This is a genomic window from Bdellovibrio bacteriovorus str. Tiberius, assembly GCF_000317895.1.
Taxonomy (GTDB): Bacteria; Bdellovibrionota; Bdellovibrionia; order Bdellovibrionales; family Bdellovibrionaceae; genus Bdellovibrio; species Bdellovibrio bacteriovorus_F.
The window spans coordinates 3,044,969-3,067,234 of record NC_019567.1; the positions used below are offsets into that span (position 1 = coordinate 3,044,969).

33 protein-coding genes are annotated in these 22,266 nt (G+C 46.0%); all 33 read right to left on the reverse strand.

Annotated features, from left to right (window positions below; all coding sequences use genetic code 11):
* Nucleotides 1-18: 18 nt before the first annotated feature.
* The 33 genes from BDT_RS14470 to rpoC all read right to left on the reverse strand — a co-directional run bounded on the left by BDT_RS14470 (nt 19) and on the right by rpoC (nt 22,255).
* The gene (locus tag BDT_RS14470; RefSeq protein WP_015091992.1) at nt 19-591 is read right to left on the reverse strand and encodes a TlpA disulfide reductase family protein; all 573 of its coding nucleotides are present in this window, start codon (nt 589-591) and stop codon (nt 19-21) included.
* Nucleotides 592-800: 209 nt separating this feature from the next.
* Nucleotides 801-1,346 carry a 50S ribosomal protein L17 gene (gene rplQ, locus BDT_RS14475; RefSeq protein ID WP_041577914.1) on the reverse strand — a complete coding sequence of 182 codons (546 nt, stop codon included), beginning with the start codon at nt 1,344-1,346 and terminating at the stop codon, nt 801-803.
* Between the two features lie 155 nt (nt 1,347-1,501).
* Nucleotides 1,502-2,533: a DNA-directed RNA polymerase subunit alpha gene (locus BDT_RS14480; RefSeq protein ID WP_038448232.1), complete on the reverse strand. Its 1,032-nt coding sequence runs from the start codon at nt 2,531-2,533 to the stop codon at nt 1,502-1,504.
* Nucleotides 2,534-2,553: 20 nt separating this feature from the next.
* On the reverse strand, nt 2,554-3,180 hold the full coding sequence (rpsD, locus tag BDT_RS14485; RefSeq protein WP_011165329.1) for a 30S ribosomal protein S4: 627 nt from the start codon (nt 3,178-3,180) through the stop codon (nt 2,554-2,556).
* A 10-nt stretch (nt 3,181-3,190) separates the two neighbouring features.
* The gene (gene rpsK / locus BDT_RS14490; RefSeq protein WP_011165330.1) at nt 3,191-3,583 is read right to left on the reverse strand and encodes a 30S ribosomal protein S11; all 393 of its coding nucleotides are present in this window, start codon (nt 3,581-3,583) and stop codon (nt 3,191-3,193) included.
* 14 nt (nt 3,584-3,597) lie between these two features.
* A complete protein-coding gene (gene rpsM, locus BDT_RS14495; protein WP_011165331.1) occupies nt 3,598-3,972 on the reverse strand; it encodes a 30S ribosomal protein S13 in 375 nt (124 codons plus the stop codon).
* Between the two features lie 2 nt (nt 3,973-3,974).
* Nucleotides 3,975-4,088, reverse strand: coding sequence for a 50S ribosomal protein L36 (rpmJ, locus tag BDT_RS19105; RefSeq protein ID WP_011165332.1), 114 nt, complete (start codon nt 4,086-4,088; stop codon nt 3,975-3,977).
* Nucleotides 4,089-4,215: 127 nt separating this feature from the next.
* Nucleotides 4,216-4,851, reverse strand: coding sequence for an adenylate kinase (locus BDT_RS14500; RefSeq protein ID WP_015091996.1), 636 nt, complete (start codon nt 4,849-4,851; stop codon nt 4,216-4,218).
* Nucleotides 4,851-6,179: a preprotein translocase subunit SecY gene (gene secY, locus BDT_RS14505; RefSeq protein WP_015091997.1), complete on the reverse strand. Its 1,329-nt coding sequence runs from the start codon at nt 6,177-6,179 to the stop codon at nt 4,851-4,853. Before secY ends, BDT_RS14500 begins: the two co-directional genes overlap by 1 nt.
* Entirely contained in the window at nt 6,179-6,616 is a 438-nt protein-coding gene (gene rplO, locus BDT_RS14510) for a 50S ribosomal protein L15 (protein ID WP_041577915.1), read from the reverse strand. The genes secY and rplO overlap by 1 nt, the downstream gene beginning before the upstream one ends.
* 2 nt (nt 6,617-6,618) lie before the next feature.
* Complete coding sequence (gene rpmD, locus BDT_RS14515; protein WP_041577916.1) at nt 6,619-6,804, reverse strand: 50S ribosomal protein L30; 186 nt, start codon at nt 6,802-6,804, stop codon at nt 6,619-6,621.
* Between the two features lie 20 nt (nt 6,805-6,824).
* A complete protein-coding gene (gene rpsE / locus BDT_RS14520) occupies nt 6,825-7,283 on the reverse strand; it encodes a 30S ribosomal protein S5 (protein ID WP_041577917.1) in 459 nt (152 codons plus the stop codon).
* 10 nt (nt 7,284-7,293) lie between these two features.
* On the reverse strand, nt 7,294-7,659 hold the full coding sequence (gene rplR, locus BDT_RS14525) for a 50S ribosomal protein L18 (protein WP_015092000.1): 366 nt from the start codon (nt 7,657-7,659) through the stop codon (nt 7,294-7,296).
* Between the two features lie 12 nt (nt 7,660-7,671).
* The gene (gene rplF, locus BDT_RS14530) at nt 7,672-8,214 is read right to left on the reverse strand and encodes a 50S ribosomal protein L6 (RefSeq protein ID WP_041577918.1); all 543 of its coding nucleotides are present in this window, start codon (nt 8,212-8,214) and stop codon (nt 7,672-7,674) included.
* A gap of 7 nt (nt 8,215-8,221) precedes the next feature.
* The gene (rpsH, locus tag BDT_RS14535; RefSeq protein ID WP_041577919.1) at nt 8,222-8,611 is read right to left on the reverse strand and encodes a 30S ribosomal protein S8; all 390 of its coding nucleotides are present in this window, start codon (nt 8,609-8,611) and stop codon (nt 8,222-8,224) included.
* A 10-nt stretch (nt 8,612-8,621) separates the two neighbouring features.
* Entirely contained in the window at nt 8,622-8,927 is a 306-nt protein-coding gene (gene rpsN / locus BDT_RS14540; RefSeq protein ID WP_041577920.1) for a 30S ribosomal protein S14, read from the reverse strand.
* 10 nt (nt 8,928-8,937) lie between these two features.
* Nucleotides 8,938-9,477 (reverse strand): 50S ribosomal protein L5, encoded by a 540-nt coding sequence (rplE, locus tag BDT_RS14545; RefSeq protein WP_011165341.1) that lies wholly within the window; start codon nt 9,475-9,477, stop codon nt 8,938-8,940.
* A gap of 10 nt (nt 9,478-9,487) precedes the next feature.
* Complete coding sequence (rplN, locus tag BDT_RS14550; protein ID WP_011165342.1) at nt 9,488-9,856, reverse strand: 50S ribosomal protein L14; 369 nt, start codon at nt 9,854-9,856, stop codon at nt 9,488-9,490.
* A 9-nt stretch (nt 9,857-9,865) separates the two neighbouring features.
* The gene (gene rpsQ, locus BDT_RS14555) at nt 9,866-10,135 is read right to left on the reverse strand and encodes a 30S ribosomal protein S17 (RefSeq protein WP_041577921.1); all 270 of its coding nucleotides are present in this window, start codon (nt 10,133-10,135) and stop codon (nt 9,866-9,868) included.
* Nucleotides 10,136-10,144: 9 nt separating this feature from the next.
* Nucleotides 10,145-10,336: a 50S ribosomal protein L29 gene (gene rpmC / locus BDT_RS14560; RefSeq protein ID WP_011165344.1), complete on the reverse strand. Its 192-nt coding sequence runs from the start codon at nt 10,334-10,336 to the stop codon at nt 10,145-10,147.
* Nucleotides 10,337-10,340: 4 nt separating this feature from the next.
* Nucleotides 10,341-10,748, reverse strand: coding sequence for a 50S ribosomal protein L16 (gene rplP / locus BDT_RS14565; protein ID WP_041577922.1), 408 nt, complete (start codon nt 10,746-10,748; stop codon nt 10,341-10,343).
* Nucleotides 10,735-11,400, reverse strand: coding sequence for a 30S ribosomal protein S3 (gene rpsC, locus BDT_RS14570; RefSeq protein ID WP_011165346.1), 666 nt, complete (start codon nt 11,398-11,400; stop codon nt 10,735-10,737). The genes rplP and rpsC overlap by 14 nt, the downstream gene beginning before the upstream one ends.
* Before the next feature lie 2 nt (nt 11,401-11,402).
* Nucleotides 11,403-11,735 (reverse strand): 50S ribosomal protein L22, encoded by a 333-nt coding sequence (rplV, locus tag BDT_RS14575; RefSeq protein WP_015092004.1) that lies wholly within the window; start codon nt 11,733-11,735, stop codon nt 11,403-11,405.
* A gap of 12 nt (nt 11,736-11,747) precedes the next feature.
* Nucleotides 11,748-12,035 carry a 30S ribosomal protein S19 gene (gene rpsS, locus BDT_RS14580; protein WP_011165348.1) on the reverse strand — a complete coding sequence of 96 codons (288 nt, stop codon included), beginning with the start codon at nt 12,033-12,035 and terminating at the stop codon, nt 11,748-11,750.
* A gap of 9 nt (nt 12,036-12,044) precedes the next feature.
* Nucleotides 12,045-12,863, reverse strand: coding sequence for a 50S ribosomal protein L2 (gene rplB, locus BDT_RS14585; RefSeq protein WP_015092005.1), 819 nt, complete (start codon nt 12,861-12,863; stop codon nt 12,045-12,047).
* A 2-nt stretch (nt 12,864-12,865) separates the two neighbouring features.
* A complete protein-coding gene (rplW, locus tag BDT_RS14590) occupies nt 12,866-13,144 on the reverse strand; it encodes a 50S ribosomal protein L23 (protein ID WP_041577923.1) in 279 nt (92 codons plus the stop codon).
* Complete coding sequence (gene rplD / locus BDT_RS14595; RefSeq protein WP_015092006.1) at nt 13,144-13,773, reverse strand: 50S ribosomal protein L4; 630 nt, start codon at nt 13,771-13,773, stop codon at nt 13,144-13,146. Before rplD ends, rplW begins: the two co-directional genes overlap by 1 nt.
* A gap of 1 nt (nt 13,774) precedes the next feature.
* Complete coding sequence (gene rplC, locus BDT_RS14600; RefSeq protein ID WP_015092007.1) at nt 13,775-14,437, reverse strand: 50S ribosomal protein L3; 663 nt, start codon at nt 14,435-14,437, stop codon at nt 13,775-13,777.
* Between the two features lie 9 nt (nt 14,438-14,446).
* Nucleotides 14,447-14,764 (reverse strand): 30S ribosomal protein S10, encoded by a 318-nt coding sequence (gene rpsJ, locus BDT_RS14605; RefSeq protein WP_011165353.1) that lies wholly within the window; start codon nt 14,762-14,764, stop codon nt 14,447-14,449.
* Nucleotides 14,765-14,971: 207 nt separating this feature from the next.
* Entirely contained in the window at nt 14,972-17,077 is a 2,106-nt protein-coding gene (fusA, locus tag BDT_RS14610; protein WP_015092009.1) for an elongation factor G, read from the reverse strand.
* 9 nt (nt 17,078-17,086) lie between these two features.
* Nucleotides 17,087-17,560 (reverse strand): 30S ribosomal protein S7, encoded by a 474-nt coding sequence (gene rpsG / locus BDT_RS14615; protein ID WP_015092010.1) that lies wholly within the window; start codon nt 17,558-17,560, stop codon nt 17,087-17,089.
* Between the two features lie 10 nt (nt 17,561-17,570).
* On the reverse strand, nt 17,571-17,945 hold the full coding sequence (rpsL, locus tag BDT_RS14620; protein ID WP_011165356.1) for a 30S ribosomal protein S12: 375 nt from the start codon (nt 17,943-17,945) through the stop codon (nt 17,571-17,573).
* A gap of 182 nt (nt 17,946-18,127) precedes the next feature.
* Complete coding sequence (rpoC, locus tag BDT_RS14625) at nt 18,128-22,255, reverse strand: DNA-directed RNA polymerase subunit beta' (protein ID WP_041577924.1); 4,128 nt, start codon at nt 22,253-22,255, stop codon at nt 18,128-18,130.
* Nucleotides 22,256-22,266 lie beyond the last annotated feature (11 nt).

Genomic DNA, 22,266 nt, shown 5'->3' on the forward strand with positions numbered 1-22,266 from the left:
CGGCTTTTTACTTTGGCCTTATTGCGCCGGCTTTGCGCCCAGCAGAGACTGAACGTAAGACACAGAGTCTTTGTTGAACCATTCGATGGATCCCACAACCTTTTTAACCAGTTTGTGATCCGTGCCCAGCACCAGGGATTCTGGCAGGCGCGCCACCTGGAACTGCTTCATTAAAGAGCGGTCTTCGTCATAAACGATATGAATATTCGCGCCCTTCATTTCCGGGAAGGACTTCATAAAGACATCGATGTCGTTGCGGCTGCTATCGCCGGAAACTGCGATCAACTGAACATCACCTTTGAATTCCTTGATCAGCTTGATCAGGGAAGGGACTTCCTCAATACAAGGCCCGCACCAGGATGCCCAGAAGTTCAGGATAACCACTTTGCCTTTGAAGGCATCAAGCTCTACGGGTTTACCGTCCAGATCCTTGGTCACAAAGTTAGGAACGCCTTCCTTTTCCATAGCCTCAATCGTGGTGTAATCTGAGGTGGTTTGGTTCAGCTTGCTGGCAAAGAATTGGGTGTAGGCCCACAAACCAGCTGCTGCCAGAATAAAGACGATACCGAAGGCTTTAAGGTGTTGTTTCATGGGACTCCCCTTTTCAGCAAGGAACTGAGTACCCAAGGTAAAGATTGTCGCCCGGGATGGCAAGACGCAATGGTGATAAATGGCGAGAGCGGTTCGCAAAGCCAGCGAGAGGTCCGATAGTTTTGAAGGATAAAACGAGGGATGCTAAAAATAAAAAAGGCCCAAGTTTCCTTGAGCCTTTTTTTGAAGATCTTAATCAGATCCCAGAATTAAGCGCGAGCTGCAGATGCTGCTCTGTCTTTTTTCTGAGTCTTTTTAACAGCTTTTTTCTTCGCTGCTACTGCTTTAGTGGAAGCTTTTTTAGCTACAGCTTTTTTCGCTGGAGCTTTAGTAGCTTTCGCAGTTTTAGCGGACTTTTCAGATTTCTCTGCAGTGTCAGCTGTTTTAGCTTCGAAATCGTAGTCTACGAACTCAAGGAATGCCATTTCAGCAGTGTCACCTGGGCGACGACCGATCTTGATGATACGAGTGTAACCACCAGGACGTGTTTTGAAACGTGGAGCAAGATCCTTAACGATTGTAGCAACCGCTTCTTTGTTCGGGTAACGAGAAAGCAACAAACGAGTTGTAGCCAAGTCACCTTTTTTACCCAAAGTGATCGCTTTTTCAACGTGGCGACGTACTTCTTTAGCACGGTCAACAGTTGTAGTGATACGGCCGTGCTCGATCAAAGAAGTCACAAGACCTCTCAACAAAGCTTTTCTTGGGCCAGATTTACGATCGAAATGTTTTACTCTTCTTCTGTGTGAACTCATTTTATTCTCCGGTTAAACGGGCTGACCGTATAAGGTATCAGCACGATAGAACACTCTTTGGTTAATTTGGTCGAGTGTTGCTTTTTCAGGGCTCCGTGCCCTCGCAGCCCCGCAGGGCCGCGTGTTCAAACACCATTCTTGGTGTCTATTTTTGGTTACTGTTGAGTCTCTCTCTTTTGAGGAGGTTGACTTGGATCCCAACCAGCCGGTGGCCAGCCTTCGATCTTCATGCCAAGGCCCAATCCCATTTCGCCCAGAATCTCTTTGATTTCATTCAAAGATTTACGGCCGAAGTTTTTGGTCTTAAGCATTTCTGCTTCAGAACGTACTACCAACTCGCCGATGTAGCGGATGTTAGCGTTCTTCAAGCAGTTCGCAGAACGAACAGAAAGCTCAAGGTCGTCAACAGAACGGAACAAGTTCTCGTTCAGAGTTGGAGAACCAAGCTCGCGTGCTTCTTCTGCAGGCTCCATAGTCTCGTCGAAAGTCAGGAAGATTTGCAGTTGTTCTTTCATGATTTTGGAAGAAAGAGCTACTGCTTCTTCTGGCTTCAAAGAACCGTCTGTCCAAACTTCAAGAGTCAATGCATCGTAGTCAGTTCTTTGACCAACGCGCGCATTAGAAACATTGTAGTTCACTTTTCTGATTGGGCTGTAAAGAGCGTCAACGCCAATAAAGCCAACTGGAAGATCAGTTTCTCTGTTTTCAACTGGTACATAACCACGACCGAAGCTTACAACGATTTCCGCGTTGAAGTTTGCGTTCGCGCCCAAAGTAGCGATTGGAAGATCTGGGTTCAAAACCTCGATCTTATCGGTAGTTTGGATGTCCGCTGCAGTCACTTTGCCTGGACCTTTTTTGGAGATCTTCAAAGTCAAAGAATCTGCAGTGTACTGTTTAAAGCGCACTTCTTTGAGGTTCAGGATGATGTCAGTGACGTCCTCAAGAACATCTGGGATCGTAGTGAACTCGTGCAATACGCCTTCGAACTTAACAGCTGTAATTGCAGAACCCATCATGGAGCTAAGAAGAATTCTTCTTAGGGAGTTACCCAAGGTAACGCCAAACCCTCTTTCAAGGGGACGGATAATGAATTTAGCGTAGTCATCACGAAGAGAATCACGATCAACCTCAAATCCCTTTGGTTTGATCATTTCTCTCCAAAACTTATAATAGTGCTCTTGCATAGCTCCCCCGAGAGGTAAAATTATCTTGAGTAGTATTCAACGATCATGTTCTCTTCAACAGCAACTGCTACGTCTTCACGATTTGGAAGATCTTTAACAGTTCCAGTGAACTTAGCATGATCGGCTTCAAGCCATGCTGGCACAGAGCGTCTAGCTACCGCTTGGATAGCAGACTGGATCTTAGCCATTTCGCGGCTTGATTCAGCAACTTGAATAACATCGCCTTTATTCACAAGAATGCTTGGGATGTTAGCTCTTTTACCATTCAACAGGAAATGGTTGTGCTTAACAAGCTGTCTTGCTTCGCGACGAGAATTTGCGTACCCCAAAGTGTACACAACGTTATCAAGGCGAGTCTCGAGGAATTTAAGAAGCGCATGACCGGTCAATTCTTTTGCACGGTTGGCTTCTCCAACATATTTCACAAATTGTTTCTCAGAAACGCCATAGTATCTTTTGGCTTTCTGTTTTTCACGCAATTGAAGCGCAAATTCAGAGAACTTCAAACGAGACTGACCATGTTGTCCTGGAGGATAAGGTCTTCTTTCGAAAGAACACTTATCTGTGTAACAACGGTCACCCTTCAAGAAAAGTTTCACGTTTTCGCGACGGCAAAGCTTACAAACGCTTTCGTTAATGCAGCTCACGATATACTCCTTAGATTCTTCTACGCTTAGGTGGACGGCAACCGTTGTGAGGAACTGGAGTCACGTCTTTAAGAGACAAGATTCTCATTCCAGTAGCAGCCAATGCACGAATTGCAGGCTCACGACCAGCGCCTGGTCCTTTCAAGTAAACGTCCACAGATTTCATGCCTGCTTCCATAGCCTTCTTTGCAGCGTCTTCTGCCGCGACTTGAGCTGCAAATGGAGTACCTTTACGGCTTCCTTTGAAACCGAGGTGACCTGCAGAGGACCAGGACACGGTAGCACCGGTTGGATCAGTCATCGTTACGATAACGTTACCGAACCCAGCTTGGATATAGCAGTTCCCTTGTGGAACGTTTCTTTTTACTTTTTTCTTTGTAACAGCTTTTTTATCAGTGTTCATTTACGCAACCTCAATTATACGGCTTTTTTCTTGTTAGCTACCGTCTTTTTAGGACCTTTGCGAGTACGTGCATTAGAACGAGTGTTCTGACCACGAACAGGCAAGCCTTTACGGTGGCGGATACCACGGAAGCAGTTCAAATCCATCAAACGTTTGATGGATTGACCGATTTCACGGCGCAAGTCACCTTCTACTTTGAAGTTAGCTTCAACGATGCTACGGATTTTAGCAATGTGCTCATCAGTCAGACCTTCAGTTCTTAGTTCAGAAGGAATACCAACTTGCTTGCAGATCATAGCAGCACGAGGACGGCCGATGCCGTAAATATAAGTCAATGCGATTTCAACGCGCTTATTTCTAGGTAAGTCGACACCAAGGATACGTGCCATGATTAACCCTGCCTTTGCTTATGTTTAGGGTTCTCGCAGATAACGCGAATAACGCCTTTTCTTTTGATAACTTTACACTTATTACAGATTGCTTTAACTGATGGTCTTACTTTCATACTGTCTTCCCATACGCTTAGTTTTCACTTCATTAAAAAAGTGAAAATTCCAGCAAAAAAACGAATGCGGTCCGGCACGCTAACACCGAAAAAAATTAAAGTCTAGAGATAAAAATAATACAGCCGTCTATTTTATTATTTTTTCGATCTCTTGATAGACTTCTTCGGTGTCTCTATTTCCGTCCACTTCGATATATTTGCCTGATTTTTTATAAAACTCTTTTAGGGGGCTCGTGAACTCTTCATAAGTCTTCAGGCGGGTCTCAATAACCTCAGCCTTGTCATCATTCCGTTGAATGACCTCACCACCGCACAAATCACATTTGCCCTCTACTTTGGAGGGCTTACTGACTATATGATAGACAGCGCCGCAATTTTTACAAACGCGTCTGCCAGTCAGCCTATCCATCAGGATTCTCATTGGAACTTCAAGGAAGATTGCCTTCCCGATGGATAGATTCATTTTTACAAGTAATTCATCTAGAGCCTGGGCCTGAGCCACAGTTCTAGGGAAACCATCTAAAATAAAGTTTTGGAGGCCTTTTTGGAGAACTTCTTCAACCATGCCGATAACGATGCTATCTGGCACAAGTTGACCTTTATCCATAAATTCCTGGGCTTTTTTGCCGAGGTCCGTCTGGCCTTTAATGGCTGCTCTGAATAGATCGCCAGTGCTGATCTGTGTCATTCCCTGGCGTTTAATCAAAAGCTCAGACTGCGTACCTTTACCGGCCCCCGGGGCTCCAAACAGGATCAAGTTCATTAGAACTGAACCCTTCTGCTACGGATCTTAGCACCCTTAAGGAAGCCCTCATATTTCTGAGTGATCATATGAGACTGGATCTGTTGAGCAGTATCCAAAGCAACACCCACCAAGATCAACAAGCTGGTACCACCGAAGTGGAATGGCACGTTGAATTGGTTAACCATGATGCCTGGAAGAATACAAATAGTACAAAGATAGATACAACCAACTACGTTTACGCGCTCCAAAACTCTTTGGATGTAGTCTGCAGTGGATTTACCAGCGCGAACGCCAGGAACGAAACCACCGTATTTTTTCAGGTTGTCTGCCACGTCGTTAGGATTGAAAACGATCTCCGTATAGAAGAAGGAGAAGAAGACAATCAAAGCCACGAACATGATGTTGAAGATAGTACCGGAAGGATTCAAAGAATCCTGAAGCGCCTTCAACCAAGGTGTGTTCACGAATTGAGCCATTGTCGCCGGGAACATCAACAAGGAGCTCGCGAAGATTGGCGGGATAACACCAGAGATATTAAGTTTGATAGGAAGATGGCTTGTCGGAGTCTGCATGGATTGCATACCGCCGCCACCTTGTCTTTGAGAATACTGAACTGTGATTCTACGCTGAGCCACTTCCATATAGATAACGGCTGCGATGATCGCCACCATGAAGGCAACCAACAAAAGAACCAATGCAAAACGCATTTCACCAGTACGAACAAGCTCCCAAAGCTGTTGAACACCACCTGGGATCGCAGCAGCGATACCAGTGAAGATGATCAGGGAAGTACCGTTACCGATACCACGCTCTGTGATCTGCTCACCCAACCACATGATAAAGCAGGTACCTGCAGTCAATGTGATGATAGTCATGATTTGGAACGGAAGGAAGGCCACGGTCGGAGCGATCACAAGTGGATGTCCATCTGGGCTTGTGGAATTCATCAACCAAGTGCTGATACCATAACCCTGGATAATCGCCAGAGCCACAGTCGCATAACGAGTGTATTGGTTGATTTTACGACGACCTTGCTCCCCTTCTTTCTTAAGAGCTTCCAGATACGGAATCGCAGAAGTCAAAAGTTGGAAGATGATGGAAGAGGAGATGTAAGGCATGATTCCCAGTGCAAAGATACTGAACTGGGAAAGTGCGCCACCTGTAAAGGTATTAAATAGGCCAAAAATTCCACGGCTTTGAGCCTGGAAAAATGAGAGCACCGCTGAACCATCCACTCCCGGAGTCGGAACGTGTACACCAATTCTGTAAATGGCCAAAAGAGCCAATGTGAACAAGATGCGCTTACGAAGATCAGAATTTTTTGCGATGCTCTCAATTGCAGACACTACTTAATTACCTCGACTTTGCCGCCAGCAGCTTCGATAGCTTTCTTGGCGCTTTCTGAGAATTTATGAGCTTTTACAGTCAAAGCTGTTTTAAGCTCGCCATTTCCCAAAATCTTAACAGCGCCTTTGGACACAAGTCCAGCAGCGTATAGAGATTCAGGAGTGACTTCACCAGAAAATTTAGCAAGTTGTCCTACGTTTACAATCTCAAAGTTGTTAGCAAACGCTACGTTGCTGAAACCGAACTTAGGAAGACGACGGTGAAGTGGAGTTTGACCACCCTCGAAGCCTCTACGCACTGTTCCACCGGTACGAGCCAACTGACCCTTGTGACCTTTTGTAGATGTGCCGCCCATACCAGAACCGATACCACGACCGATTCTTTTTGGAGCATGCTTGGACCCTGCTTTAGGTGCCAATGTTTTAAGCAAGCTCATGATTACCCCTTAACTTCAACATCAAGAAGATGTTGAACTTTCATGATATTACCACGTGCCGCAGCAGAATCTTTCACCTCAACAGTTTGGCGAATTTTCTTAAGACCAAGGATACGTACAGCATCCTTTTGATCTTGCGTGCATTTGATAGTTGATCTTTTCAATGTTACTACGAATGTCTTAGCCATTTTTGCCACCAGTCCGCGAATTAAAGCTGTTGTTTCAACTGCTTCAAGCCGTCGATTGTTGCTCTTACTGCATTGTGAGGGTTACGAGTACCAACACATTTAGTAAGAATGTCTTTTACACCTACAGATTCAAGAACGGCACGTACCGCACCACCCGCGATTACACCAGTACCTGGAGCAGCTGGTTTCATGATAACCTTAGCTGCACCAAATCTACCGATAACTTCGTGAGGGATCGTACGACCTTCCTTCAAAGCTACAGATTTAGCAGATTTTTTAGCGGATCTGCTTGCTTTACCGATTGCTTCTGGAACTTCACCAGCTTTGCCGGAACCGAATCCAACATCACCAGCTTTGTTGCCTACAACTACTAGAGCTGCGAAAGAGAAGCGACGACCACCCTTAACAACTTTTGTTACGCGGTTGATCGCTACTACACGCTCTTCTAATTCAGCTGCTTGAGCTTGAACTTTCTCCACACATCACTCCTTAGAAATTCAGGCCGCCCTCACGAGCGCCGTCAGCAAGAGATTTAACACGTCCATGATAGAGGTAACCGTTTCTATCGAAAACAACGTCTTTGATGTTTTTCGCAGTAGCTGCTTTAGCTGCTTCGATACCAACAAGTTTCGCCATATCGATGCCGGATTTATCCTCTTTACCCAAAGAAGAAACAGCCACCAGAGTGTTGCCATCTACGTCATTGATAATTTGAACGTAAACGTGCTTACCGCTTCTGAATACGCAAAGACGAGGTCTTTCCGCAGTTCCTTTAACGGTCTTGCGGATTCTGATCTTCTTCTTGAGGCGATTTACTTTTCTTTCGCTTGTATGCTTACTAAATTTCAATTTCATACTTTACCTCAATTATTTACCAGCAGACTTACCGGCTTTACGTCTGATCTGCTCACCAGCGTAACGAACACCTTTACCCAGGTAAGGCTCTGGTGGACGGAAGGAGCGAATTTTCGCTGCTACCTGACCAACAAGCTCTTTACTTGGACCATTCACGGTCAAGCTGGTTTGCTTCTCAACTTTAATTTCAATACCTTCTGGGATATCGAATACAACAGGGTGAGAGAAGCCCAAAGAAAGCTCCAACTTTTTACCTGCTACGTTCGCACGATATCCAACCCCTTGAAGCTCCAAGCCTCTAGAGAAACCCTTAGTCACGCCGATTACTGCGTTTTGAATAAGAGCTCTGTAAAGACCGTGCATCGCGCGGCTTTCTTTTGTGTCATCATTCGGAGTCAAAACTACTTTGTTGCCGTCGATTTTCGCGGAAACATTTGGTTTCATACCGATTTTCAATGAGCTTTTTGCGCCTTTAACGACAACTTCGTTAGCAGGAGAAACGCTCACTTGTACTGTGTTATCAAAAATAACGGGTGCTTTACCAATACGAGACATGATTCACCTACCAAAGTGTCGCAAGCAATTCGCCACCGAGTTTTTGCTCTGTAGCTTGCTTACCGCTCATGATTCCTTTGCTTGTGCTGATGATGGACATGCCCATACCAGAACGAACAGTTGGAATCTTGTCAGATTTAACATACACGCGACGACCAGGACGGCTAACACGGTCAATATTATTGATCGCGTGGCCACCAGCTTCGTCATACTTCAAATAAACACGCATGATGCCTTGTTTGCTGTCTTTAGCAACTTTAAAGCTTCTGATGAAGCCTTCGTTTACCAAGATCTGAGCAATACCGGCTCTTACTTTAGAAGCAGGCATGTCCACTTTTTCGTGTCTTGCTGCTCCAGCGTTTCTGATCATTGTAAGGAACTGAGAAATTGTATCCATTCTGAACCTCTTACCAGCTGGCTTTCGTTACGCCAGGCAATTTACCGTCAAGGGCCAATTGTCTGAACGCAATACGAGACAAACCGAACTTTCTGTAGTTACCACGAGGGCGACCAGAGATCACACAACGAGTGATAGTGCGGTTTGGGTTAGTGTCACGAGGAAGACCCTGCAGCTTAGTGCGTGCAGCAGCTCTTTCTTCGTCAGAAAGCTTCATATTAACAGCTTTAGCTCTCAATTCTGCTCTGTATTGAACATACTTAGCAGCAAGAGCTTTTCTTTTATTATTTTTTTCAATGCTTGCTTTACGAGCCAAGTGACACCTCTTATTTTCTGAAAGGCATGCCAAGCGCTTCAAGTAGCGCTCTGCCTTCAGTATCGTTCTTCGCAGTTGTACAGATAGTGATGTTCATCCCACGAGTTTTGTCTACTTTATCGTAGTTGATCTCAGGGAACACGATCTGCTCTTTCAAGCCCATGTTGTAGTTACCACGACCATCGAAGCCTTTGTTAGGCAAGCCACGGAAGTCACGTACGCGAGGTAGTGCCAACGTGTTCAAACGATCCATGAAAGACCACATTTTCTCTCTTCTCAAAGTCACGCGAACACCCAGTGGGATGCCTGCACGCAATTTGAAGTTGGAAATTGCTTTCTTTGCTTTAGTGATAACAGCTTTTTGTCCAGTGATCGCTGTGATTTCATCAACCACAGTGTTCAAGATTTTTGGATTCTGAACAGCTTCGCTCAAGCACACGCTAAGAGTGATTTTCTCCAAGCGAGGAACTTGCATCACGTTTTTAACTCCCAGTTGGTTCTTTAGAGCGGGAGCGATCTCTTTATTATATCTTGTATGTAAGCGATTCATCTCATACCCCTTATAGAACTTCCGGAGCCAAAGACACGATCTTAACGAACGACTTTGCTCTCAATTCTCTGGCTACTGGGCCAAAGATACGTGTTCCGATTGGCTCTTTAGAAGCGTTGATCAAAACTGCAGAGTTGTCGTCGAAGCGGATGTAAGATCCGTCTGGACGACGAAGTTTTGCTACAGTTCTAACAACAACAGCTTTAGCTACGTCACCTTTTTTTACTTTTGCATTTGGCAAAGCTTCTTTGATGGAAACTACGATAACATCACCAATGGATGCTACACGACGTTTAGAACCACCAAGAACCTTAACGCACATAACTTCTTTTGCGCCGGAGTTATCTGCTACATTCAGTCTGGTTTGCATTTGAATCATAACAGTCTCCTATGCCTTAGCCGTTTCAACGACTTCAGCCAAAGCCCAACGTTTAGTTTTGCTTAGAGGACGAGTTTCACGGATCTTAACGATGTCACCAACTTTTGCCTGGTTCTTTTCGTCATGAGCCTTGAATACAGACGTCTTCTTAACGTACTTACCGTACTTAGCGTGCTTAACCATGCGGTAGATCAGAACAGAGATGGTTTTATCCATCTTGTCACTGATAACTTCACCTACGACTTCAATTTTACGGCCTCTAGAATTAGTTTCAGTCATTTCCTACCCCTATCTCGCCACTTTTTTTACGATCGCTGTATTGATTTTAGCGATGTCGCGGCGAAGACCACGGATTTGCACTGGGTTAGAAAGCTGCCCAATGGAATTCTTGATACGTGCCTGGAACAGCTCTTCGGAAAGAGCCGCTCTTTTCTTTTTCAATTCTGCTACAGAAAGATCTTTGATCTCTACGAACTTCATACAACTACTCCCTTACCAAGAAACGAGTTTTGAAAGGAAGTTTGTGTGCTGCACGTTCGAAAGCTTCTTTAGCTTGTTCACGTGTCACACCGTTCATTTCGAAAAGAACTTTTCCAGGAAGAACACGAGCAACCCATAGTTCCGGGTTACCTTTACCGCTACCCATACGAGTTTCAGCAGGCTTTTTAGTTACCGGAATGTTTGGGAACACACGGCACCAGATTTTACCACCACGCTTAACAGAACGGGAGATAGCGATACGACCAGCTTCCAACTGACGAGCAGTCAGACGACCTTCCTCGATTGCCTGAAGACCGTAGTCTCCGAAATCAAGGTTAGCGCCTCTTACTGCAAAACCAGTAGCGCGGCCTACAAATTGTTTACGCCATTTTACTCTTTTAGGACTTAACACGACCTGCCTCCTCAACTTCGCGAGCAGATAAGATATCGCCTTTATAGATCCAAACTTTCAGACCGATGATACCGTATGCTGTCAGGGATTCTGCTGTACCGTAGTCGATATCAGCACGCAATGTATGAAGAGGAACGCTCTTCTCATTGTACCACTCTGAACGCGCAATCTCTGCACCATCAAGACGCCCGGAAACACGGATCTTGATACCTCTCACGCCGCCTTTGATCGCAGCTGCAATAGATTTTTTAAGAGCTCTTCTCCAAGAGATACGTTTCTCAAGTTGTTGAGCAATGCTCTCAGCAACGAGCTGAGCATCGAGGTCTGGTTTGCGCACTTCTTGGATGCTCAAGAAAACTTCGTTGGGTGTAAGTTTTTGAACTTCCGCTTTAAGAGCGTCGATACCACTACCTTTTTTACCAATAACAACACCTGGGCGAGCTGTGGAGATGATGATTTTAATCTTCTTCGCAGCACGTTCCATTTCAATTTTCGCTACACCCGCGTTCTTAAGTTTATCCTTAAGGAACTTTCTCAAACGGATGTCTTCGTGGAGGTTTTCATAATATTGTTGACCCTTCGCATACCAGCGAGAATCCCAAGTTCTGATAACACCGACTCTTAGACCAATTGGATTAACCTTCTGACCCACGACTATTTCTCCTCGAGTACTACGTTAATGTGGCTGGTCTTCTTACGAACACCGAACGCGCGACCTTGCGCACGAGGACGGAATCTTTTAAGAACCGGACCTTGATCAACCCAGATAGCTTTAACATAAAGGCTGTCTACATCCATAACCTTTTTGTATTCAGCATTGGCAACAGCTGATTCGATCAACTTTTTTACCATACCTGCGGTTTTTTTGTTCAGGAAAGTAAGGGTTTTTACAGCCTCGTTCACGTCTTTACCGCGAACAAGGTCTACAACCAATCTTGCTTTCTGAGCGCCAACTCTTGCATATTTCAAGCTTGCTTTAACTTCCATAATAAACCTCTATTACTTCTTCGCAGCAGGAGCAGCGGCTTTCTTCTCAGCGTGACCGTGGAAAGTTCTGGTTGGAGCAAACTCGCCGAGTTTGTGACCAATCATGTTCTCTGTGATGTATACAGGAACGAACTTTCTTCCGTTATGAACTGCGAATGTCAGTCCAATTGTCTCTGGAAGAATTGTTGAGCGGCGAGACCAAGTTTTAATAACTTTTTTATCATTTTTCTCAAGTGCATTGTCGATTTTCTTCTGAACATGAGTATCGACGAATGGACCTTTTTTAATTGAGCGTGCCACCTTTTACTCCTACTTACGTCTCTTGATGATTGAAGAGTTGGTTCTCTTATTGTTTCTAGTTTTGAACCCCTTACAAGGTTGACCCCAAGGAGTTACCGGGTGATGCCCTTTACCAACGCCTTCACCACCACCGAGTGGGTGATCAACTGGATTCATGTGCATACCACGTACAGAAGGACGGATACCTCTCCAACGAGAGCGACCTGCTTTACCTAGATTGATGTTTTCATTGTCAGTGTTACCAACTTGACCGATAGAAGCACGGCAAACTGTCAATACTTGTTTCAACTCACCGGATGGCATACGTACTTGGCAGTACTTGTCGCCTTTACCAGCAAGAGTTGCGCTTGCACCAGCACCACGGCAGATTTGACCACCTTTGCCTGGACGCAATTCAACATTGTGAATCACAGTACCAACTGGGATCGCACCAAGAGTCATAGAGTTACCTGGTTTGATGTCGGCTTTATCAGAAGAAATAACAGTATCGCCAACATTCAAACCTACTGGAGCAAGGATATAAGCCTTAGCGCCATCGATGTAGGAGATCAGAGCAATACGGCAAGTTCTGTTCGGATCGTACTCGATCGCGATAACTTTTGCTGCAACTTCAAGCTTGTTACGCTTGAAATCAACCAAACGGTATTTTCTCTTATGACCGCCACCTTGGTGACGAATAGTGATTTGACCGTGATTGTTACGCGCAGCTTGTTTCTTAAGAGGAGCTAGCAAAGACTTCTCTGGAGTAGTCTTAGTGATTTCTTTGAAATCGAAACCAGTCATTCCTCTGCGACCATGAGAGCGTGGGGCAAATGTTTTAATACCCATCTTTATACTCCCTCAAAAAGAGCGATCTTCTCACCTTCAGCAAGCTTAACGTAAGCTTTCTTCCAGTAAGCGACCTTGGTTAGACCGAATTTAGTTTGCTTAGAGTGACCGCGGCAGACGCTAGTTCTAACGCTATCAACTTTAACTTTAAAGTTTTTCTCAACAGCGGCTTTTACTTCTGTTTTAGAGGATTTCATATCCACTTCGAACACGTAAACACCAGCAGCGTTGTGATAAGTATTTTTCTCAGTAATGAGAGGGGCTTTAATTACTTGTTTCATTACGCCTTCTCCAATGAACAACGATCTACGATTTTAGCCACAGAATCTTTAGTGATAACAGCAGCGTCGTACTTCAATAGATCAAACACGTTCAAACCTTCAACTGGGAAGTATTTGAATGTTGGAAGATTCTTGGAAGCACGGTTGAATTTGTCATCAACTACAGAGTCAACCAATACAGCCTTCTTCAAACCGAAAGCAGCCAAACGTTTGTTAAGCTCAGCAGTTTTACCTTCAGAAGCCATGCTGTCCACGATGAACAGTTTGCCTTCTTTTTGAAGGTGAGAAAGTGCCATGCTCAGACCCAAACGACGAACTTTTTTAGGCAGAACGAAAGCGTAGCTGCGAGGCTGAGGACCGAAAGCGGTACCACCACCTGGCATCAAGATAGAACGGCTGGAACCTTGACGAGCTCCACCAGTACCTTTTTGTTTAAACGGCTTTTTACCACCACCAGACACAAGACCTTTGGTCTTAGTCATGTGAGTGCCTTGACGACGAGCCGCCAATTGCCATTGAACTACTGTGTGAAGAACTTCCTTTTTAACAGGAGTTTCGAACACGTCAGCAGCAAGCTCAACGGAGCCAACTTTTTCTTTTTTCCAGTTCAATACATTTACTGTTGCCATACTATTCTCTCACCAACTTAACCAAAGTGTTTCTAGCACCTGGAACTGGCCCTTTTACCATCAGAACGTTTTCTTCAGCGATAATCTGAACAACTTCGACGTTCTTAACAGTGACAGTTTCAGCACCCAAATGACCTGGGAATTTCTTACCCGGCATTACGCGACCTGGCCATGTTCTGTTACCAGAAGAACCCGGACGACGGTGGAATTTAGAACCGTGGGATGCAGGACCACCTGCGAAGCCCCAACGCTTCACGGAACCAGCGAAACCTTTACCTTTAGACTTGGAAGTGATTTTTACGAAATCACCTTTAACCAAGCTGTCGATAGAGATTTGCGCGCCAACAACAGTACCTTCCGGTGGAGCTTGACGAAGTTCTTTTACGAACTGAGCGCCATTCTCGAAGCCAGCTTTTTCAAGGTGACCTTTTTCTGCTTTGTTGGAGTTTTTAGCTTTTTTAGGGTGGCAAGCTACCTGGATAGCTTCGTAACCATCAGCTTCGTTAGTCTTGATTTGAGAAACAAACCAAGGCTCATAACGAAGAACAGTAACAGGAACAGCTTCGCCGTTCTCGTTATAGATAGTAGCCATACCTTCTTTGAAGGCGAACAGGCCGTTCAATTTCAGACCTGCAGTATTTTGAGTTTCTGTAGTTTCGCTCACGTCTTACCTCTAAACCGCAGAAAGTTTGATTTCAACATCTACACCAGCAGAAAGATCCAACTTCATAAGTTGATCTACTGTCTGTTGAGTTGGTTCTAAAATATCGAGCATACGCTTGTGAGTTCTCACTTCGAATTGTTCACGAGATTTTTTATCTACGTGCGGAGAACGCAATACAGTGTAGCGGTTGATGCGAGTAGGCAAGGGAATTGGACCCGCAACTTTAGCGCCTGTACGACGAGCAGTCTCAACGATTTCTTTCGTCGACTGGTCAAGCAATTTATGATCGAATGCCTTCAATCTGATTCTAATCTTCTGACTTTGCATATGGACACTCTTCTCTTTTATAAAGTATCGTAATTACTAGCAAATTTGTTAACGTTCAACGTCCTGATCCCATCGAAAACTTGCCCCGAATTAGCCCTTGCGGCCTGAATCGCCTTCAACGCGGGGGGTTTTTTGTAGATATAGACGCTATGAGTGCGCGAGTATGCGCACTTTGAAATCTAATGTCAAAGGGAAATATTATTTTTTTTAATATCTTCCCATTTTATGGAGAATGTCCGTTTTTACCTTCGCAGGCACAATGGCATATTCCAAAAATTCCATACTGAAGCTTGCTCGTCCTTGGCTCAAACTGCGGACATCCGTCGCATAACCAAACAGACTCGCCAGAGGGGCTTCGGCCGAAATAACCTGACCACCACCCTGCTTCACATTCATCGCCAGGATTTTCCCACGGCGGGCATTCAAATCGCCCACGATGTTCCCGACGAAGTCATCCGGACAAGTGACCTCTAGTTTGAAGATAGGCTCCAAAAGCTCTACAGAGGCCGCCTTAACCGCATCCCGGAATGCCAGGGAAACAGCCGCCTTAAAGGCCATTTCGCTGGAGGAATCGGGACGAACTTCAACTGAATTTAAGGTCCCCTTAATACCCAGCATCGAACAACTTGCCAAAGGACCGACTTCGGAAGCTTCACGGAAGCCCGATTCAGCAGCCTTCAACATAGGGGCTGTAAATTCTTTAGACACAGCCACTTTACTGATGAACTGGATACCATCCGCCTGAGAAATAGGCTCGATGGAAAGGGAGACTTTGGCAAAGTGAGTTTCACCGGCAATCTCACGCTCGTAAACGTGCTCTGCCTTGGCTGCAGCCGTGATGGTTTCACGATAGGAAACCTGCGGCTTACCCACATTGGCCTGGATCTTATGCTCACGAAGCAGGCGATCCACAAGAATTTCCAAATGCAATTCACCCATACCAGAAAGCAGGATTTGCCCTGTTTCAGGATCCGTGCGCAGACGGCAGGATGGATCTTCTTTTTCAAGTTTAGCCAGGCCGGCCAGCATTTTTTCCTGGTCCGCAGAGGACTTCGCCTCTACCGCCACGGAAATAACCGGCTCTGGGAATGTGATCGCCTCAAGAACCACAGCATGAGAGCTTTCACACAGAGTGTCCCCAGTACCTGTGAACTTAAGACCGATAACCGCACCGATATCACCAGCCTTCAGGCTGTTGATTTCTTCACGGGAATTCGCATGCATTTTCACCAGCTTCTGGATGCGCTCTTTTTTCTGAGTGCGCGGATTCAAAAGCTGCTCCCCGACCTTCACTTCACCGGAATAAACACGGATATAAGTCAAAGTGCCGGCAAACGGATCGTTGGCGATTTTGAAAGCCAAAGCAGCCGCGTGAGCATCGAATTCAGTTTTACAGATGATTTCTTTATCAGGACGCTCAGGATCGTGGCCCACGATTGCAGGCACTTCCAGAGGCGACGGAAGGTAGTCAATGACCCCATCCAACAAAGGCTGAACACCTTTGTTTTTGAAAGCGGCTCCACAGAATACCGGGAAGGCTTTCAATTCAAGAGTCCCTTTGCGCAAAGCACGTTTAAGCTCTGGCACAGTGACTTCTTCTCCATTGAGATATTTCTCAAGAAGTTCGTCTTCAAATTCAACGATCTTCTCAATGACCTCAGTACGGAAGCGGTTTACTTCCTCTTGCATGTCATTGGGAACATCGGTGATTTCGAAATGGTCACCCATTCCGGACTGATCCCACATGTAAGCGCGGTTTTCCAATAGATCAACAACACCACGGAAAGTGTCTTCCATGCCGATTGGAACCTGCACAGGGATTGGGTTCGCGTTCAGCTTTTCTTTGATCGTCCCAAAGGACATCACAAAGTCAGCACCAACACGGTCCATTTTATTAACGAAGCAAATGCGGGGAACTTTATATTTGTCGGCTTGCTTCCAAACGGTTTCGGACTGAGGTTCAACCCCATTCACACCGTCGAAAACAGCGATCGCGCCATCCAATACACGCAAAGAACGCTCAACTTCAATAGTGAAGTCAACGTGGCCCGGAGTATCGATGATGTTGATTCTGTGATCTTTCCAGAACGCCATGGTCGCAGCAGAGGTGATAGTGATACCGCGCTCTTGCTCTTGAACCATCCAGTCCATGGTGGCATCACCATCATGGACCTCGCCGATTTTATGACTTTTACCTGTATAGTAAAGAATGCGTTCGGTGGTGGTCGTCTTACCGGCATCGATGTGAGCCATGATGCCGATATTACGAGTGTACTTGAGATCAGCTACAACTTTAGGATCTTTAGCTGACATCTGAACAGATTACCAATTGTAGTGAGAGAATGCCTTGTTGGATTCAGCCATTCTGTGAACGTCGTCTTTCTTCTTAATAGCATTTCCTCTATTATTGTACGCGTCCAAGAATTCGCCAGCCAAACGTTTCGCCATGTCTTTCTCACCGCGCTCGCGAGAGTACTCAACCAACCAACGCATAGCCAAAGCCAAACGACGGGATGGACGAACATCTACTGGAACTTGGTAAGTAGCACCACCTACACGGCGGGAGCGAACTTCGATAGAAGGCTTAACGTTCTCAAGAGCTTTTTTGAAAACTGCCAAAGGCTCTTCACCTTGAACTTTGCCTTCAAGCTCTTTCAAAGCACCGTAGAACAACTTTTGAGAAGTTGCTTTTCTACCTTGAATCATCATTTTATTGACGAACTTAGCAATTACTAGATCCTTGAAAACCGGATCTGGAATGATTTCTCTTTTAAAGGTCTTTTTACGACGTGACATCTCTCAATCCTTATTTCTTAGGTCTCTTAGTACCGTATTTAGAACGGGCGCGCAGACGACCGTTTACACCTTGAAGGTCCAATACCCCACGCACGATGTGGTAACGAACACCCGGCAAATCCTTCACACGACCACCGCGGATTAGTACAACGGAGTGCTCTTGAAGGTTATGGCCGATACCAGGGATGTAAGAGATAACTTCGAAGCCATTGGACAGACGAACTTTTGCTACTTTACGAAGAGCGGAGTTCGGCTTCTTTGGAGTCGTAGTATAAACACGAGTACAAACACCGCGACGCTGAGGACAAGAGTCCAAAGCTGGTGATTTTGTTTGGTTTTTTTGAACAGTACGCTCACTTTTGATGAGCTGATTAATTGTTGGCACTTTATATACCCCTTAAAAACAATTATGCGGTTCTGGACGCTGGAACTTACATTTCGGTGACGCCCAGGTCAAGACTTTGTTGTTAAAATTACATTTATCCATGAAAAGCGGCGTGAGGTCCCCAATCCATGAGCTTTTTACCCTACGCCGGCCTGTGAAGCCGGCGATCAGGTGGACTTACTTTAGCCTTGAGGCTGTACAGAAGACGTCATACCCGGCAATGCAACAAAGCCGATATCGTCATCTTCATGCACAGACACTTTCCAGCGTTTGTAAGATGTCAAACCAGTTCCCGCAGGAATCAGACGACCCATGATGATATTCTCTTTCAGGCCACGCAAATGGTCTGTACGAGAATTGATCGCTGCTTCCGTAAGAACTTTTGTAGTTTCCTGGAAGGACGCTGCTGAAATCCAGCTGTCGGTGCTCAAAGAAACTTTCGTAATACCAAGAAGAAGCGGGCTGCAAGTAGCAGGCTGGCCACCCTCTTTGTTAATACGATCGTTTTCTTCCATGTAAGCGTATCTTTCAACTTGCTCACCAGCCAGGAAGCGGCTGTCGCCGGCATCACGGATTTCTACTTTACGTAGCATCTGACGAACAATGACTTCGATATGCTTGTCATTGATACCAACCCCTTGAAGTCTGTAAACTTCTTGGATTTCATCTACAAGGTATGCAGACAAGGCTTTAGCACCCAGAACCGCCAGAATGTCATGAGGATTTGTTGGACCATCCATCAAAGCCTCACCGGCTCTTACGTACTCACCTTCTCTTACAGCAACGTGCTTACCTTTAGGGATGAGGTATTCTTTTTGCTCACCCACTTCAGGAGTTACGATCACACGTTGTTTACCCTTAACGTCTTTACCGAATGTCACATAACCATCGATCTCAGAGATGATAGCTGCTTCTTTCGGTTTACGAGCCTCAAACAATTCGGCAACGCGCGGAAGACCCCCGGTGATATCCTTCGTTTTCGAAGCTTCACGGTGCATCTTCGCGATTACGTCACCCGCATGCACTTCCTGTTGATCCGCAACAAGCAACTGAGCCCCAACTGGGATCAGGTAACGAGCCGGGATATCACGACCAGGAAGATTCAATGTTTTGCCAGCACCGTCCACAAGGAACACTGTTGGTTTAACATCGGAAGACTTGGATTCCATGATAACTTTGGTCGCGAAACCAGTTACCGCATCCACTTGCTCCTGCATTGTGGAACCTTCTTCGATATCCTGATATTGGATCTTCGCAGAAACCTCTGCGATGATTGGATTCGAATATGGATCCCATTCCGCAACAGTCTGACCTTTGGCAACTTTGTCGCCTTCTTTGAAGTTCAAAACAGCGCCGTATACGAGCTTGAAGTTTTCACGCTCACGACCCGCTTCGTCGATCACAAGAGCAGAACCGTTACGATTCATCACAGTCAGCTTGCCGTTACGGTTTGCCACTGCATGAACGTTTTGTAGTTTAATAACACCGTCATAACGGGATGTGTGAACAGATTGTTCAACCGCACGAGAAGCCGCACCACCCAAGTGGAACGTTCTCATCGTCAACTGGGTACCCGGCTCACCGATGGATTGAGCGGCAATGATACCCACTGTTTCACCCAGGTTCACAGTCGCACCACGGGACAAATCACGTCCGTAGCACTTCACGCAAACACCGCGTTTAGACTGACAGATAAGAGCAGAACGGATGTCGACTTTGTCGATACCACGGCCTTCGATGATCTTAACGTCATTTTCAGTGATTTCCTGATTAGCACGAACCACAACTTCGTTTGTCGCTGCATCAACAACGTCTTTCAAAGCTGTACGGCCCAGGATACGGTCACCGATGTTTTGTACGATCTCACCCGCTTCGTAAATCGGAGTGATTTCCAAACCATCTTCAACACCGCAATCGATCTCGGACACAACAACGTCCTGAGCAACGTCAACCAAACGACGAGTCAGGTAACCGGAGTTCGCTGTTTTCAATGCGGTATCGGCCAAACCTTTACGCGCACCGTGCGTGGAGATGAAGTACTGGATAACTGTCAAACCTTCACGGAAGTTTGCAGTGATCGGAGTCTCGATGATCTCACCGGAAGGTTTCGCCATCAGACCACGCATACCACCCAACTGACGGATCTGAGCTGCGGAACCACGGGCTCCGGAGTCAGCCATGATGTAAATTGGATTGAAGGAAGGACCCACAACCTCTTTGCCACCAACGTTGAATGTCTGCTTTTCGATCGCGTTCATACCTTCTTTGGCAATTTTGTCGGCAGTCTGCGCCCAGATGTCGACCACTTTATTGTAGCGCTCACCATCTGTGATCAAACCTTCGTCGTACTGCTGCTGGATCTCGGTAACTTGTTTTTCTGCGTCAGCGATCATCGGAGCTTTCGCCGCCGGGATCACCATGTCATCGATACCGATGGACATACCTGCTGCAGTTGAATACTTGAAGCCGTATTCCATGATCTTGTCAGCAAGGATGCAGGTCGCTTTTGCACCGGCAAGACGGAAAGTCTTGTCGATCAGGGCTGCGATCTGTTTTTTACCCATTGTCACGTTCACTTCGTTGAACGGAACTTCTTTAGGAACGATATCAGAAAGGATTGCACGACCCACTGTGGTCTCTTGCAGAGTTCCGTTGATACGAACCTTACATACCGCCTGAAGGTCTACCAGACCGGTTTCATAAGCGTATTGTGCTTCCTGAACGCTGGAGAAGGCTTTGCCTGATCCAAGCGCGCCTGGGCGCATACGAGTCAACCAGTACATACCCAACACGATATCCTGGGAAGGATTGATGATAGGTTTACCGTTGGCAGGAGAAAGGATGTTGTTCGTGGACATCATCAGAACGCGTGCTTCAACCTGGGATTCCACAGAAAGTGGAACGTGAACTGCCATTTGGTCACCGTCGAAGTCGGCATTGAACGCCGTACATACCAGCGGGTGCAACTGGATAGCTTTACCTTCGTGAAGAACAGGCTCGAACGCCTGGATACCAAGTCTGTGCAGGGTTGGCGCACGATTCAGAAGAACCGGGTGCTCTTTCACCACGTCAGCAAGGATATCCCATACTTCAACTGTTTCCTGATCAACCAAGCGCTTGGCTTGTTTGATAGTGGTCGCAAGACCTTTTTCTTCAAGTTTGTTGTAAACGAATGGTTTGAACAACTCGAGAGCCATTTTCTTCGGAAGACCGCACTGATGAAGTCTCAGAGTAGGTCCAACGGTGATAACGGAACGACCAGAGTAGTCTACACGTTTACCCAAAAGGTTTTGACGGAAACGACCCTGCTTACCTTTCAACATATCAGAAAGGGAGCGAAGAGGGCGTTTGTTCGGACCAGTGAAGGTCTTACCGCGACGACCGTTATCCAACAAAGCGTCCACTGCTTCTTGAAGCATGCGCTTTTCGTTTCGGATGATGATGTCTGGAGCGTTCAGCTCCTGAAGACGTTTCAAACGGTTGTTACGATTGATAACACGGCGGTACAGGTCATTCAGGTCAGACGTCGCGAAACGGCCACCATCAAGAGGTACCAATGGACGAAGATCAGGAGGAAGAACCGGAAGCGCTTCCAACATCATCCACTCTGGTTTGTTGATGGAACCTTTGAAGGCCTCAACAACGCGCAGGCGTTTAGTCAATTTTTTGATACCAGCTTCAGACTTGGTGTCTTTAACTTCCAGACGAAGTTTGCGGGAAAGGTATTCAGGATCGATTTTTTTCAAAAGATCACGAACTGCCTCGCCACCCATTCCGTATTTGAAGGATGGGCCGAACTCATTCAGAGCCGCTTGCAATGCTTCTTCAGTCAGTACCTGGCCTTCTTCCAATGTAGTTTCCATTGGATCGATAACCACGTGTGCTTCACAGTAAAGAACCTTTTCAACGTCTTTCAAAGAAAGATTCAAAAGGTTACCAATACGAGAAGGCAAAGAACGCAGGAACCAGATATGGGCTACTGGAGTTGCCAATTCGATGTGACCAAGACGCTCACGGCGAACCTTGGTCTGAGTCACTTCAACGCCGCACTTTTCACAGACGACGCCACGGTACTTCATACGTTTGTACTTACCGCACAAGCACTCGTAGTCCTTGATAGGACCGAAGATTTTCGCACAGAACAAGCCGTCACGTTCAGGCTTGAAAGTACGATAGTTGATAGTTTCTGGCTTCTTAACTTCACCAAATGACCATTCACGAATCATTTCAGGTGACGCCAACGAAACTCGTACGGCGTCAAACGAAAGTGGATCTTTTGGTTTATCGAAAAAATTCAACAAGTCTCTCAAAGAACACCCCT